Genomic DNA, 13176 nt, shown 5'->3' on the forward strand with positions numbered 1-13176 from the left:
AGGGTCACCAAAGCGCTTCGAGACAAAAAACTTTCCCCGCCGCCACAGTGCCATCCCTGCCGGAGCGAAGCGCAGAGCGGGGACCCAGTCACGCACGTGCGACACGAGATCCCGGATCGGCTCGCGCCGTCCGGGATGACACCGTGAAAAAGGTTTTTATCTGGAAGGCTTTGGTGCAGGCTGTGACTGCCCCAAAGGCCAAACTCACTTGTTGGTGGGCGATTTGACGCGACAAATCGCCCGAATACACTGGATGAAGCGGTTGGGTGACCAGAAGGGNTCATCCAGACCAGCCGAACTGGCGACTGGGGCCCTGAAAGGATTTTGCGTCGTGCCCAGCTTGGCCGCTCGCAACGCCCGCTTAGGTATCCTCGCGCAAAAGTCCTTGGACAAAACCGCCCATCCAAGGTTGGCGGGCGCGGCGCATGCGTTCGGCAGCGAGAATGGTCTTGAGGTGGGCATAGCTCTGTTCGAGGTCTTCATTGACCAGCACATAGTCGAAATTCTCCCAGCGGCTGATCTCACCATAGGCATTGGTCATGCGCTTTTTAATCACTTCAGGGCTATCCTGCCCGCGCAAGATGAGGCGGCGCTTCAGCTCAGCCATGCTGGGTGGTAGGATGAAGACTTTGACAACATCTTCCGGCGCAGAGGTGCGCAATTGCAGCGCGCCTTGCCAATCGACATCAAACATCAGATCAAGCCCAGACTGCAGCGTAGCAAAGGCGCTTTCGCGCGGGCTGCCGTAATAATGGTCGTGGACTTCGGCCCATTCCAAAAAGCCATCTTGGGCGCGATGGGCGCGAAACTGGTCTTTATCGACAAAATGATAATGTACCCCGTCGGTTTCGCCGGGGCGGGGCGCGCGGGTTGTCCAAGAGACCGATAAGGCGATGTCGGCATCTTCTTCGACTAAGCGGCGCGACAAGGTGGTCTTGCCAGCGCCAGAAGGGCTGACCAGGGCCAGCATCAAGCCACGACGCTGATGCAGATGGGTCTCACTCGACATTGGCTGCCTGTTCTTTCAATTGATCGACACTGGCCTTTAAATCAAGGCCCGCGCGGGTGAGTTCCAGTGCCGCAGCTTTGGCTGTTAATGTATTGGATTCGCGGTGGAATTCTTGAGCTAGAAAATCAAGCTTGCGGCCGATATCGCCACCTTGCTGCAGAAGCGCACGCGCTTGGCCGCTATGGGCGCGCAAGCGGTCCAATTCCTCACGCACATCGGCTTTGAGCGCCAGAGCAGCGGCCTCTTGCAACAAGCGCTGTTGGTCATAAGGCACATCGCCCAAAAGCTCTGCCGCGCGCTTTTGCACCCGGTCGGCAATGGCCACAACTTGGGCCTCTGCTGCGGCTTCGGCCCGAAGGGTGACCGTCTCAATACGTGTCAACAAGGCTTCAAATAAGGTAAAGAGCCCCTCGCCTTCGCGCTGACGGGCAGCCAAGAGGGCATCCAGCGCGCTTTCAAGACCAATGGCTAAAGCCGCTTCGCGTGCGGCCTTCACGTCATCTGGCTCGACAAAGTCGGCGCTTTCCAAAACCCCGCGCACTTGTAACAGACCGTCCCAACTGGGGCGGGCCACTTTGCCCTGCTCGATCAGGGCTTGGCCTTCTGCGAGATAAAGGGCGATCATCTCGTGATTGACGCGGACCATGGGGCCTATATTGGTGCTGTCGCGCTTGGTGGCGAGCGACACTTGGATCGAGCCGCGCTTAAACCGTTTGGCGCAGCCTTCGCGGATTTTGGTCTCAAAAGCCTCATAGCCGGGCGGCAGTTTGAACTTTACGTCCAGATTGCGACCATTGACGCTGCGGGCTTCCCAAGCCCACGCAACATCGCCTGCTTGGCCCTCCGCACGGCCAAAGCCTGTCATGCCCAGAAGCGGAACCTCCGGCTTCAATCGCCACCGCCTAAGAGACTTTGGCTCTTTTTTTCTTGCTCAGCCCGCCATGCGCGCCAGCGCTGCACATTGCGATTATGCTCTGCATAGGTCTCGGCAAAGACGTGGCCACCCGTGCCGTCGGCGACGAAGAAGATTTCGCGCGTGCGGGGCGGATTGAGGACGGCGGCAATCGCGTCCTTGCCCGGATTGGCAATCGGCGTCGGCGGCAGGCCTTGGATCACATAGGTGTTCCACGGATGGGGGTTTTCAATATCGCTGCGGAAAATCTTGCGGCGCAGCGGTGCCCCCTTGGTGATGCCATATATGATGGTGGGGTCAGATTGCAGCTTCATGCCCAGTCGCAACCGATTGACGAAGACGGCCGCCACACGGGGGCGCTCCTCAGCAATACCGGTTTCTTTTTCCACGATAGAGGCCAAAGTGATGGCTTCTTGCTTGGTAGAAATGGGGAGATCAGGGGCGCGCTTCAACCACAATTGGTCTATCAAGGCCTCATGGCTTTCCTGCATCCTTTTGACGACACTGGCGCGGGTATCGCCGCGCTGGATCGGATAGGTGTCGGGGTTTAAGGTGCCTTCGGGCGGCGGTGGCGGTAGCTTGCCAGTCAGAAACTTATTGGCTTCCAGACGGGCATAAATCTGGCTGACGCTCCAGCCCTCGGGCAGCACGACAACGCGCTTGACCCCTTCCCCGCTGGCCAAGATTTTGGCGATACGAGCGGGTGTCGCGCCGGAAGGAATTTCATATTCAGCGATTTTGAGATCGGCCGCTGAGCCCGTGATCTTAACGGCCAAGCGGAAGCCAAATGCAGACCGAACAAGGCCTTCCTGTTGGAGACGTGCACCCACCGTGCTGGCAGAATCACCTTCTTGCACAATGAAGAAGCTTGAGTCCCCCTCTTTGGCCTTCGGGCCCGGCCCCAACAGGAACAGGCCCGTGCCGATCACGAGGAAAATGGCGGCGAGCCCCAGCCCAACCCAAACACGCTGCCACATGGCCTTAGCTTGAGCCGCCTTTTTGCCACGCACTTTGGCGACAGGATCGGTCATTAGACCGCTTTCAGGACGAGTGCCGCATTGGTGCCGCCAAAGCCAAAGGAATTGGACAACACAGCCTTAGCCACGACTTTCTTTGCTTCCAACGGAACAAGATCAATCTTGGTCTCCACCGAAGGATTGCGCAGATTCAGGGTTGGCGGTGCGATCTGGTCACGCAGGGCCAAGAGCGAGAAAATCGCCTCCACACTCCCTGCCGCGCCCAAAAGGTGGCCAATCGCCGATTTGGTAGACGACATGGTCAAACCCTCGGCATCGGCCCCAAACAAACGCTCAACCGCACGCAATTCGATCTCGTCACCCAAAGGCGTCGAAGTGCCGTGCGCATTGACATAGCCAATGTCGGCCGCATTGAGGCCCGCATCTTTCAAGGCCGATCGCATGGCGCGGAAACCACCATTGCCGTCTTCAGAGGGGGCTGTGATATGATAGGCGTCGCCCGACATGCCATAGCCGGCCACTTCGGCATAAATCTTCGCGCCGCGTGCCTTGGCATGCTCATATTCTTCCAGCACCACAATGCCGGCACCTTCGCCCAAGACAAAGCCATCTCGGTCTGTGTCATAGGGACGCGACGCTGACAATGGGTCGTCGTTAAAGCCATTGGATAAAGCCCGGGCTGCAGCAAAGCCTGCAATGCCAATCTTACAGACGGCAGCTTCACAGCCTCCGGCAATCATCACATCGGCATCGCCATATTTGATGATACGGGCAGCATCGCCAATCGCATGGGCACCGGTCGCACAAGCCGTCACCACCGAGTGGTTTGGCCCGCGGAAGCCGTGTTTGATCGACACATGGCCTGAGGTCAGATTGATCAGGGCAGAGGGCACAAAGAAGGGACTGATCTTCCGGTGTCCTTCTTTCTCCAAAAGCAGCGCATTATCAGCAATGGTGGAAAGCCCGCCAATTCCCGAGCCGATCATGACGCCCGTGCGCTCTTGTTGTTCTTCGGTTTCAGCAACCCAGCCAGAATCGGCAATCGCCTCATTGGCAGCTGCAACCCCGTAAAGAATGAACTCATCGACACGCCGACGATCCCGCGCAGACATGGCGGTTTCAGGATCAAACGACCCTGCAACATCAACCCCGCCGCCGCCGCGCCCTGTCGTCCAAGGGACTTCACACGCATAGCGGACCGGCAGGTCAGACGCATCAAACGCAGTGATGGTGCCCGCCCCGTTTGCACCGGACAGCAGGCTTTTCCAAACGAAATCGGCCCCGACCCCAATTGGGGTGACGAGGCCGATTCCCGTCACGACAACGCGACGCATGCTCTGATCAGCCAGCGTTGGCCGAAATGAACTTCACCGCGTCGCCGACGGTTTGGATCTTTTCAGCAGCATCATCTGGGATCTCAACGCCAAACTCTTCTTCAAAAGCCATGACGAGTTCCACTGTGTCGAGGCTGTCTGCGCCCAGATCATCAATGAAGCTCGCATTTTCAACGACTTTATCCGCATCAGCGTCCAAGTGCTCAATTACGATCTTTTTTACGCGGTCGAAAACGTCAGACATTGTTGGTCCTCGAATCCTGCCGAAATCCCTTCGGCGTTGTTATAGTTACCGTTTTGCCAACATAGCGCCACGGGAGTTGAACGAATTAGCACCTTTGGCTTGAGGCCGCTAGCGCCAAAACAGTATCTAAATCATCGCCATTCCGCCATTTACGTGCAAGGTCTGCCCGGTAACATAGCTGGCTTGATCGGATGCTAGATAGACAACCGCCGCAGCAATGTCATCAGGCTGACCGAGGCGAGCGGCAGGAATAGACTTGGTAATGGCCTCTTTCTGCGCATCATTAAGCGCATCGGTCATAGGCGAGACAATGAAGCCAGGTGCGATGCAATTGGCAGTAATGCCGCGCGAAGCCAATTCTTGAGCGATGGATTTGGTGAAACCAATCATGCCCGCTTTTGAGGCTGCATAATTGGCCTGGCCGGGATTGCCCGTCACACCGACCACGGAAGTAATCGCAATGATCCGGCCTAATCGGCGCTTCATCATGCCCTTTGATGCTGCCCGTGCTAAGCGGAAGTAAGAGCCCAGATTGACGTCGAGAACGCGCTCAAAATCCTCATCCTTCATGCGCAAGAGCAAGCCGTCCTTGGTGATGCCCGCATTGGCCACCAGAATATCCAGACCGCCTAAAGCTTCTTCCGCCCGACCGATCAGGCCGTCGGTTTCATCGGGGTCTGACAAATTGCACGCCAGGGCCACACTGCCGGGCAGTTCTGCACGCAATGCGTCGAGCGCTTCTTGGCGGGTGCCAGACAAAGCAACTTGAGCGCCAGAAGCATGCAAAGCACGCGCAATCGCCCCGCCAATGCCGCCCGTCGCGCCGGTTACAAGCGCCTTTTTGCCTGTTAGATCAAACATTTGCGTTCCTTTTTTCGTCTTAGCTTAAAGAAGCGGCAAAGGCCGCAATTTCATCAGCCCCCGTCAGGGCGATGGACGTGGCCTCGGGCGCAATGCGCTTGGACATGCCGGTCAGCACACTGCCTGCACCTAATTCGACAAACTGAGTGGCCCCTTGGGCTGCAAACCAGCCAATCGATTCCCGCCAGCGGACGCGGCCTGTCACTTGTTCGACCAACAGCTGGGCAATGGTATCGGGGTCTTGGGTCGGTGCCACTGTCACATTGGACAAGACGGGCACTACGGGCTTGTTGATGGTGGTCGCACCCAGGGCTGCGGCCATTTCCTGTGCCGCTGGGGCCATGAGGGGGCAATGAAACGGTGCCGAGACCGATAAAGGAATGGCACGTGCGCCCATTTCTTTGGCCGCCGCAATCGCCGCATCCACGCCTTCTTTCGTGCCCGAGATGACGATATTGCCGGCATTATTGTCGTTGGCCACCACGCATACACCCACTTTAGAGCCAGCCTCAGCAGCAGCCTCTGCCAGAGCCAAATCCACTTTCGGGCCAATCAGGCTTGCCATAGCCCCCAAGCCCGGGGCCACCGCGCGCTGCATGGCCTGGCCGCGCAGGCGCAACAGGCGGGCTGCGTCGCCAATTGAAAAAGCCCCGGCAGCGGTTAGCGCCGAATATTCACCTAAGGAGTGTCCTGCCACAAAGGCTGCCTTGTCGACGCCAATGCCAAACTCTGTGCGCAGGACGGCCACCACAGCCATACTGACGGCCATCAAAGCTGGTTGGGCATTTTCAGTTAGCGTCAAGGTCTCAATCGGACCTTCTGCCATCAGACTTGAAAGCTTTTGCCCAAGCGCATCATCAATCTCTGCAAAGACCTGCTTTGCGGCGGGGAATGCTTCGGCAAGGGCAACACCCATACCGACGCTTTGGCTACCTTGGCCGGGAAATTGGAAAATCAGCATGCTTTGGCGTTAGCCTCGCAGGCCCGTTTAGGCAAGTGGGGCGAAACTTGCGTTAGGTTTGCCCAGCCAGTCCATCCCAAGCCAGCCAAGCCGCAATCGCCAAAAGTGCAGCCGTGAAAAAGAGGTTGAGATAGGTGCGGCGCTTGCCTGCACTCAGCCACGGGCGCAGGCCCCCCGCGGCCAGAACAATCGCCAGATGGACGCTGGTCGCCACCCCAATATGAGTAAGGCCCAACCACAGGCTTTGCAGCCACATGTGCTCGCCCCCCTCCTCTACAAAGCGCGGCAGGAGTGTAACATAAAACAGGGCAGCCTTTGGATTGAGAATATTGAGGGTTAGGCCGCGCATAAAATGCCGCCCCGCACGGGTGGAAGTATCTGCGCCCTTGCCTGTGCCCGCCTCACCACCCTGTTTGGCTTGTTTGGCTTGTTTGGCTTGTTTGGCCTGCTCGATCCAAGGTTCAAAAGCCAAATAGACCAGATACAGCACGCCCAACCAGCGCAAGCCCGCCAAAAGCTGGGGTTGGGCCGCCATGAGGGCACCAAGACCTGCAATCGCCGCGACCAGATAAAGGCATAAGCCCAGTGCGATCCCCAAGACCGCCTGCAACCCCGCTGCCCGACCCTTGTTGAGCGTCAACGTCGCCAGCCACGCCATATTGGGCCCGGGCGTCAGTTCCAACAGCGCCACGACAAGCAAAAACTCTATCCAATTGACTGTCACGTGGCCCGCTGCCTTTCTAAGTGCTTGGCGAACACCTTTGCTGTCCGAAATCCGTTGCGCAAGGCCAGATTATGTTACCTTACTGCGCGCCACCCCTTCCCTTTTCCACAGATAAATGCTTTACGCGCCGCTTCACTGATTGCGGTCCGCCCGCATGAGCGACTTCGTGTGCCTAATGAGCCTGTAAGCACGAGGAAGCTGCGACGCGGAACCATCAGGTGGTTTGGTCCCCGCTAAACCATTTGCCGCAATCGCCTGGGGCGCATCTAACGGAAATGGATTCTCATGCCGTTCTACGAACATATTATTATTTCGCGGCCAGATATCTCGCCGCAGCAAGTTGACGAGCTGGTTGAAGGCATCACCACTTTGATCACCGAAAAGGGTGGCAAGGTTGGTAAGGTCGAATATTGGGGCCTGCGCAACTTGGCTTACCGGATCAACAAAACCCGCAAGGGCCATTATTCGTTGATCAATATCGATGCTCCTGCCGCAGCTGTTCATGAAATGGAACGCCTGCAGCGTATCAACGAAAATGTCATGCGCTATATGACCATTGCCGTTGAAGAGCTCGAAGAAGGTCCTTCGCCTATTTTGGCCCGTCGTGAACGCGACGAAAAGAAGCAGCGCGCACGCACTGAAACCAATGGGATGGATTACTGATCATGACGTCCAAGTTCACCATCTCCAACCTGCCATCGCGTCGTCCATTTGCACGCCGCCGTAAGGTTTGTCCGTTCTCTGGCGATCAAGCGCCAAAGATCGACTTCAAAGACGTGAAGCTGTTGCAACGTTACTTGTCCGAAAAGGGCAAGATCGTGCCATCGCGCATCACGGCCGTCAGCCAAAAGAAGCAACGCGAACTCGCCAAGGCGATCAAGCGCGCCCGCGTCTTGGCTCTTCTTCCCTATCACGTCGTTTAAGGAGACGCCGACATGGACATTATCCTGCTCGAACGCGTCGGCCGCCTTGGCGGTATTGGCGACATCGTATCGGTAAAGCCAGGCTATGCGCGCAACTATTTGTTGCCGCAGAAGAAAGCCCTGCGCGCAACTGAATCCAACAAGAAATTGTTTGAACTGCAACGTGCGGCTCTTGAGACCCGCAACGCAGAAGCCCGTGCGGCAGCCGAAGCTGCTTCTGAAGGCTTGGCAGGTCAGGCATTCGTGCTGATCCGTGCGGCTGGCGAAAGCGGCCAATTGTATGGTTCGGTCGCCGCACGCGACATCGCAGAAGCCGCTAATGCAGCTGGCTTCCACGTAGCCCGCAACCAAGTTCAGCTCGACACGCCAATCAAGGCAATCGGCTATCAGACCGTGAAGATCCGTCTGCACCCTGAAGTCGAAGTTGAAGTCTTCATCAATGTGGCACGCACGCCAGATGAAGCCGAACGTCAAGCCAAGGGCGAAAACGTGATCAATTCGCAATTTGACGAAGATCGCGTCGCAGCAGCCGAACAGGCAGCCGAGATCGCTGAGAACGCGGTTCAATTGGACGGCTACGAAGCCTAAGCATCTGCCCTTTTGGTTTTGGATGAGTTGAAAGCCTCGCAGGTAGTTCTGCGGGGCTTTTTTCTTGGCCTATACTTGCCTACCCCCCAGAAAAAGCACCGGCTACCGCAAGTATAAGGAGAATTTAAGACAATGCCTCTATGTTCGGCGCATGAGCGATAAGCACGCATCCGCCGAGAAGATGGAAGCTGTTGAATTGGTGGCCGTTTACGCCCCGATGGCGCGTGCTTATGCCCTGATTTTAGGCCTTTATTACGTCCTGCTCACTGCGGGTCATCTCTTGGTTTTAAAGGGCACATTGGCTGTCGTGATGGCCTGCCTAGCTGCGACCAGCGGTGCCGTTATCCTAACTTTGCGCTTTACCCTCTTGAGTCAGGTAACGCGGCTGGCACAAATTGGCATTGCCGTATTTGTGGTCAATCTACTTGCCATCACCAATGTGGTTACTCACGCAAGCTATGCTGGCGATGAAATTCAATATGTCTATTTGCTGATGCTGGCCTTTGGCAGCGCGATTCTGGGCCCCACCATGAGGGTCGTGGCGGCCAGTCTGGCTTTGGTTGCCCTAGGTGCAGGCTTCCTAACCCTCACCGGCTCAGAAGCCATGATCGTGAACAAGGTTTTCACCGGCGTGACGGCCGTGGTGGGCAGTTTTGCGGCCTCGATCTTCCTTCATCGTACGGTCCGCAGCCAAGTTGATTTCCGCGTTCAGTCACAAGATTTGCTCGAAATCGTCGAGCGTGAGCGGTTGCGCGCTCAAACCTTGGCGGATGAAGCCGATTTCGCCAATCGGGCCAAGACCGACTTTTTGGCCAATATGAGCCATGAGTTGCGCACGCCGCTGAATGGCGTGGTTGGTATCGCCAATACCTTAGCCACCACCAAACTTGATCCCCATCAAAAAGAAATGGTGGACCTGATTGATGCGTCTGGCCGCACCTTGGCGCGTCTTTTGTCCGATATCCTCGACTTTTCCAAGATTGAAGCCGGCAAGGTTGAGATTGAACGCGCGCCCTTTGATTTACGCGCCGAACTTGATGCCTCTGCCCTCCTCCTGCAAACCCAAGCCGCAGACAAAAAGCTGCAGTTTGATGTCACTTATGGCGAGCATGCCAACGGATGGTTTTATGGCGATGCGACGCGGATCAAGCAGATCGTCGCCAATCTGGTATCCAATGCCGTGAAATTCACCGATCAAGGTGAAGTCCATGTCTTTATCAATTGGTCAGAAGCTTCAGAAATCCTTGAAATCAAGGTTGTTGATACGGGCATCGGCTTTGACAAGGAAACTGGACGGCGTCTGTTCCAGCGCTTCATCCAAGCCGATACGTCCATTACCCGGCGCTTTGGCGGCACGGGCCTTGGACTTGCGATTTGTCGCGGCCTGATTGAGGCCATGGGTGGGGGCATGAATTGGGAATCTGAGCCCGGCGAAGGCTCTACGTTCATCGTGCGTATTCCGCTGGAGCGCGAAGAGGCCCCAACGGGAGCAGTCTCGCCAGAACCCGCTCACGACATGGCGGGGGTTGATCACGAGGCCCCCTTGCGGATTTTGGCTGCGGAAGATCACCCCACCAATCAGAAGGTCTTGCGCTTGATCCTCGAGCCTCTGGGCGTTGATCTTACCCTGTGTGACGATGGTATGGCCGCCTTGAAAGCCTATCAGGCCGGCAGGTTTGATGTGGTCTTGATGGATATGCAAATGCCCGTGATGGACGGCCTCTCGGCAACTCGGGCGATCCGCGAGCATGAAACGGCCTATCATTTGCCAGCCACCCCCATTGTGATGGTGACCGCCAATGCGATGCGCCAGCACCGCGATCAAGCGATTGAAGCCGGCGCCAATAGCCATTTAGCCAAGCCTTTCACGCCCGCATCGCTGATGGAGGCGATTGAGGTGGCACTTGCCGAGGGCCAAGGTCCTGAAGTGCTCGATGCAGCCACGCCAAAAACGGTCGCAACGGCGCATTTGGCATAAGTATCCACAGGTGAAAAATTGCTGGGGATGTTCTAGCCTCGTTCTGCGTCGCACAGGTGATTCGCCGCGCGACACCTGAAAGAGTGCGACATGGCTGATGGAAACCTTACCCCGCTCGATCCCGCCCGTGTGCTGCGCACGGCCCCGCATAATTTAGACGCAGAACAAGCCTTGATTGGGGCTATTCTGGTGGACAACCAAGTCACCAGTCGAATTGGGGACATGCTGAAGCCGTCGCATTTCTATGACCCCGTGCATGGCCGGATCTATGACACCATCACCCGCATGATCCAAAAGGGCTCGCTGGCCGATGGCATCACCTTGCACGCCAAGTTTAGCCAAGACGGGGCCTTAAAGGATATTGGCGGCGCCGCCTATTTGGCGACCCTTGTGGATGCCGCGGCAGACCCTGCAGCGGCGGCTGATTATGGCAAGCTGATCTTTGACTTGGCGGTACGGCGCGATCTGATCCGCATTGGTTCTGAGATGATGGCGGATGCTACTGACCATGAAGATGGGATGGAGGGTGGTGCCCGCCTGATCGAGATTGCCGAAAAGAAGCTTTATACGCTGGCTGAAACCGGACAACTCAATCAGGGCTTCAAGAGTTTTGCGGCCTCTTTGGCTGCAACCATCGATATCACAGCGGCGGCCTTTAAGCGCGATGGTCAGTTGATCGGGGTGCCGACAGGCCTGAATGAAATCGATCGGATGTTGGGGGGCTTGCATAAGTCGGACTTGCTGATCCTTGCTGGCCGTCCATCGATGGGTAAAACCGCACTGGCTACCAATATCGCGTTTAATGCGGCCAAGCGCTATAAGCGCGAAGCGCGCCCTGACGGGTCGTTCCAAACCATTGATGGTGGCGTGGTTGCCTTTTATTCGCTGGAAATGTCGGCCGAACAGCTAACCATGCGTCTGCTTGCCGACTATACCGGCATTGGGTCAGACCGTATGCGGCGCGGCGATCTTGATAAAGACGAATATGCCAAGCTGCGCGAGGCGGCCATCGATCTGCAAAGCCTGCCGCTCTATATTGATGATACAGGGGGCTTGTCCATTTCAGCACTGGCAGCCCGGGCCCGACGCCTGCAGCGCCAGCATGGCCTTGATCTGATCGTGGTCGACTATCTGCAACTGGTGACCACCAGCGGTTCTAAGCGCTCGGACAATCGGGTGCAGGAAGTCAGTGAAATCACCCAAGGCCTCAAAGCCCTCGCCAAAGAGCTGCAAGTGCCGATCATCGCGTTGTCCCAGCTCTCACGCCAAGTGGAAAATCGGGAAGACAAGCGGCCACAATTGGCCGACTTGCGGGAATCAGGCTCGATCGAACAAGACGCGGACGTGGTGATGTTCGTCTATCGCCATGCCTATTATCTCGAACGCCAAGAACCTAAGCCCGGCACGACAGAGCATTTCCAATGGCAAGAAGAAGTCAGCGAGATGCGCAATATCGCCGAGGTCATTATCGGCAAACAGCGCCACGGCCCGATTGGCAAAGTCCGCGTTGGCTTCCAAGCAGAGCTGACCAAATTTACCAACCTGGAGTCCAGCGGACGGTATGAGAGCTTGGATGACTGATCCAGTCACTGCATTTCCACGCCAAAGCCACTTGCGGATTGATTTGGGGGCTCTGGCCCGCAATTGGGCCTTTTTTGCCGAACACGCACAGGGGGCTGAATGTGCGGCAGTGGTGAAAGCCAATGGCTATGGCTTGGGGCTGGCTGAAGTGGCGCAAAGTCTTGCCGATGCGGGGTGTAAAACTTTTTTCGTTGCCCACGCCTATGAGGGTGAAAGAGCCCGCCAAGCTTTGGGGCCAGATCCAGTCATCTATGTGCTTAATGGCGTGATGTCCGATGAAGTTACCGCCTTTCTGGCAACCGATTTGCGGCCGGTCCTCAATGATGTGGGTCAAGTGGAGCTGTGGGCTCAGGCCGGCCTCGGACAGCCTGCGGCCCTGCATATTGACACGGGCATGAACCGCTTGGGCCTCAGCGAGGAAGATTTAGATCGGGTGGAAGAGACCGTTTTCACGCTGAACCTCTCTCTCATCATGAGCCATTTGGCCTGTGCGTCTGACCCGCAACATCCCAAAAATGGCATGCAGCGGGAAGCTTTTGTCTCCCTTGCAGCCCGTCTCCCCCCTGCCCCTTTGTCGCTGGCGGCCTCGGCCGGCATCTTGTTGGACGGTGACTATTGCTTTGACTTGGTTCGCCCCGGCATTGGCCTTTATGGCGGCGGCCCGTTTGACCAAGACCCTGTGCCGCTAGAGCCTGTCGCCACGCTGGAAGCGCCCATCATCCAGTTACGCAGTGTGGGGCCGGGCGATACGATTGGCTATGGCGCAACCTGGCAAGCAGACCGTCGGCGCATGATTGCGACTGTCGCGCTGGGCTATGCGGACGGGTTCTTGCGCGCTGGGTCTAATCGGGGCTTTGCGATTTTGGGTGGAGCGGTGTGCCCCATTGTCGGACGGGTCTCGATGGACTTGATCACTTTGGATGTATCCGGTGCCGGAAGTGCGGCCAAGATCGGGGCAATGGCCCAATTTCTGGGCCGTGCCGCCCCTTTAGATGCCCAAGCCCAAGCCCTCGACACCATCCCCTATGAAATTCTGACCCGATTGGGAGATCGTTTTGAGCGCTCCTATCTGGAAGGCTGATT

General features: G+C 57.0%; 15 protein-coding genes. 7 read left to right on the forward strand and 8 right to left on the reverse strand.

What is annotated here, in order from left to right:
* On the forward strand, positions 1-227 hold a 227-nt coding region (locus tag B7364_RS18110), incomplete at its 5' end, for a hypothetical protein (protein WP_232780825.1).
* Positions 228-361: 134 nt separating this feature from the next.
* Here the strand turns inward: B7364_RS18110 and gmk are convergent.
* From gmk to B7364_RS06090, 8 genes are all read right to left on the reverse strand, one after another.
* A complete protein-coding gene (gene gmk / locus B7364_RS06055; protein WP_085339042.1) occupies positions 362-1009 on the reverse strand; it encodes a guanylate kinase in 648 nt (215 codons plus the stop codon).
* The gene (locus tag B7364_RS06060) at positions 999-1901 is read right to left on the reverse strand and encodes a YicC/YloC family endoribonuclease (RefSeq protein WP_232780826.1); all 903 of its coding nucleotides are present in this window, start codon (positions 1899-1901) and stop codon (positions 999-1001) included. The genes gmk and B7364_RS06060 overlap by 11 nt, the downstream gene beginning before the upstream one ends.
* Positions 1898-2953, reverse strand: a complete 1056-nt coding sequence (mltG, locus tag B7364_RS06065; protein WP_085339044.1) for an endolytic transglycosylase MltG — start codon at positions 2951-2953, stop codon at positions 1898-1900. The genes B7364_RS06060 and mltG overlap by 4 nt, the downstream gene beginning before the upstream one ends.
* Positions 2953-4233, reverse strand: coding sequence for a beta-ketoacyl-ACP synthase II (gene fabF / locus B7364_RS06070; protein WP_085339045.1), 1281 nt, complete (start codon positions 4231-4233; stop codon positions 2953-2955). The genes mltG and fabF overlap by 1 nt, the downstream gene beginning before the upstream one ends.
* A 7-nt stretch (positions 4234-4240) precedes the next feature.
* Complete coding sequence (locus tag B7364_RS06075; protein ID WP_085339046.1) at positions 4241-4477, reverse strand: acyl carrier protein; 237 nt, start codon at positions 4475-4477, stop codon at positions 4241-4243.
* Positions 4478-4603: 126 nt separating this feature from the next.
* Positions 4604-5338: a 3-oxoacyl-[acyl-carrier-protein] reductase gene (gene fabG, locus B7364_RS06080; protein WP_085339047.1), complete on the reverse strand. Its 735-nt coding sequence runs from the start codon at positions 5336-5338 to the stop codon at positions 4604-4606.
* A 19-nt stretch (positions 5339-5357) separates the two neighbouring features.
* Positions 5358-6299 (reverse strand): ACP S-malonyltransferase, encoded by a 942-nt coding sequence (gene fabD / locus B7364_RS06085; protein ID WP_085339048.1) that lies wholly within the window; start codon positions 6297-6299, stop codon positions 5358-5360.
* Between the two features lie 52 nt (positions 6300-6351).
* Positions 6352-7023, reverse strand: a complete 672-nt coding sequence (locus B7364_RS06090; protein WP_085339049.1) for a LysE family translocator — start codon at positions 7021-7023, stop codon at positions 6352-6354.
* A gap of 285 nt (positions 7024-7308) precedes the next feature.
* On the opposite strand from B7364_RS06090, the gene rpsF reads away from it, so the two are divergent.
* From rpsF to alr, 6 genes are all read left to right on the forward strand, one after another.
* Entirely contained in the window at positions 7309-7686 is a 378-nt protein-coding gene (rpsF, locus tag B7364_RS06095) for a 30S ribosomal protein S6 (RefSeq protein ID WP_085339050.1), read from the forward strand.
* Between the two features lie 2 nt (positions 7687-7688).
* Positions 7689-7946 carry a 30S ribosomal protein S18 gene (rpsR, locus tag B7364_RS06100; RefSeq protein WP_085339051.1) on the forward strand — a complete coding sequence of 86 codons (258 nt, stop codon included), beginning with the start codon at positions 7689-7691 and terminating at the stop codon, positions 7944-7946.
* 12 nt (positions 7947-7958) lie between these two features.
* Positions 7959-8534: a 50S ribosomal protein L9 gene (gene rplI, locus B7364_RS06105; RefSeq protein ID WP_085339052.1), complete on the forward strand. Its 576-nt coding sequence runs from the start codon at positions 7959-7961 to the stop codon at positions 8532-8534.
* Positions 8535-8685: 151 nt separating this feature from the next.
* Entirely contained in the window at positions 8686-10512 is a 1827-nt protein-coding gene (locus tag B7364_RS06110; protein WP_085339053.1) for an ATP-binding protein, read from the forward strand.
* Positions 10513-10602: 90 nt separating this feature from the next.
* Positions 10603-12093, forward strand: a complete 1491-nt coding sequence (locus B7364_RS06115) for a replicative DNA helicase (protein WP_085339054.1) — start codon at positions 10603-10605, stop codon at positions 12091-12093.
* Positions 12086-13174, forward strand: coding sequence for an alanine racemase (alr, locus tag B7364_RS06120; protein ID WP_157893534.1), 1089 nt, complete (start codon positions 12086-12088; stop codon positions 13172-13174). The genes B7364_RS06115 and alr overlap by 8 nt, the downstream gene beginning before the upstream one ends.
* The last annotated feature ends 2 nt before the right edge of the window (positions 13175-13176 follow it).

The organism is Aquidulcibacter paucihalophilus, assembly GCF_002105465.1.
Classification (GTDB): Bacteria; Pseudomonadota; Alphaproteobacteria; order Caulobacterales; family Aquidulcibacteraceae; genus Aquidulcibacter; species Aquidulcibacter paucihalophilus.

What these genes read in the sequence shown, in the direction of transcription:
- gmk (WP_085339042.1), bottom strand. Translation starts at nt 1,009, where the DNA reads ATGTCGAGTGAGACCCATCTGCATCAGCGTCGTGGCTTGATGCTGGCC.
- B7364_RS06075 (WP_085339046.1), bottom strand. Translation starts at nt 4,477, where the DNA reads ATGTCTGACGTTTTCGACCGCGTAAAAAAGATCGTAATTGAGCACTTG.
- rpsR (WP_085339051.1), top strand. Translation starts at nt 7,689, where the DNA reads ATGACGTCCAAGTTCACCATCTCCAACCTGCCATCGCGTCGTCCATTT.
- B7364_RS06115 (WP_085339054.1), top strand. Translation starts at nt 10,603, where the DNA reads ATGGCTGATGGAAACCTTACCCCGCTCGATCCCGCCCGTGTGCTGCGC.
- rpsF (WP_085339050.1), top strand. Translation starts at nt 7,309, where the DNA reads ATGCCGTTCTACGAACATATTATTATTTCGCGGCCAGATATCTCGCCG.
- fabD (WP_085339048.1), bottom strand. Translation starts at nt 6,299, where the DNA reads ATGCTGATTTTCCAATTTCCCGGCCAAGGTAGCCAAAGCGTCGGTATG.
- alr (WP_157893534.1), top strand. Translation starts at nt 12,086, where the DNA reads ATGACTGATCCAGTCACTGCATTTCCACGCCAAAGCCACTTGCGGATT.
- mltG (WP_085339044.1), bottom strand. Translation starts at nt 2,953, where the DNA reads ATGACCGATCCTGTCGCCAAAGTGCGTGGCAAAAAGGCGGCTCAAGCT.
- rplI (WP_085339052.1), top strand. Translation starts at nt 7,959, where the DNA reads ATGGACATTATCCTGCTCGAACGCGTCGGCCGCCTTGGCGGTATTGGC.
- B7364_RS06110 (WP_085339053.1), top strand. Translation starts at nt 8,686, where the DNA reads ATGAGCGATAAGCACGCATCCGCCGAGAAGATGGAAGCTGTTGAATTG.
- fabF (WP_085339045.1), bottom strand. Translation starts at nt 4,233, where the DNA reads ATGCGTCGCGTTGTCGTGACGGGAATCGGCCTCGTCACCCCAATTGGG.
- fabG (WP_085339047.1), bottom strand. Translation starts at nt 5,338, where the DNA reads ATGTTTGATCTAACAGGCAAAAAGGCGCTTGTAACCGGCGCGACGGGC.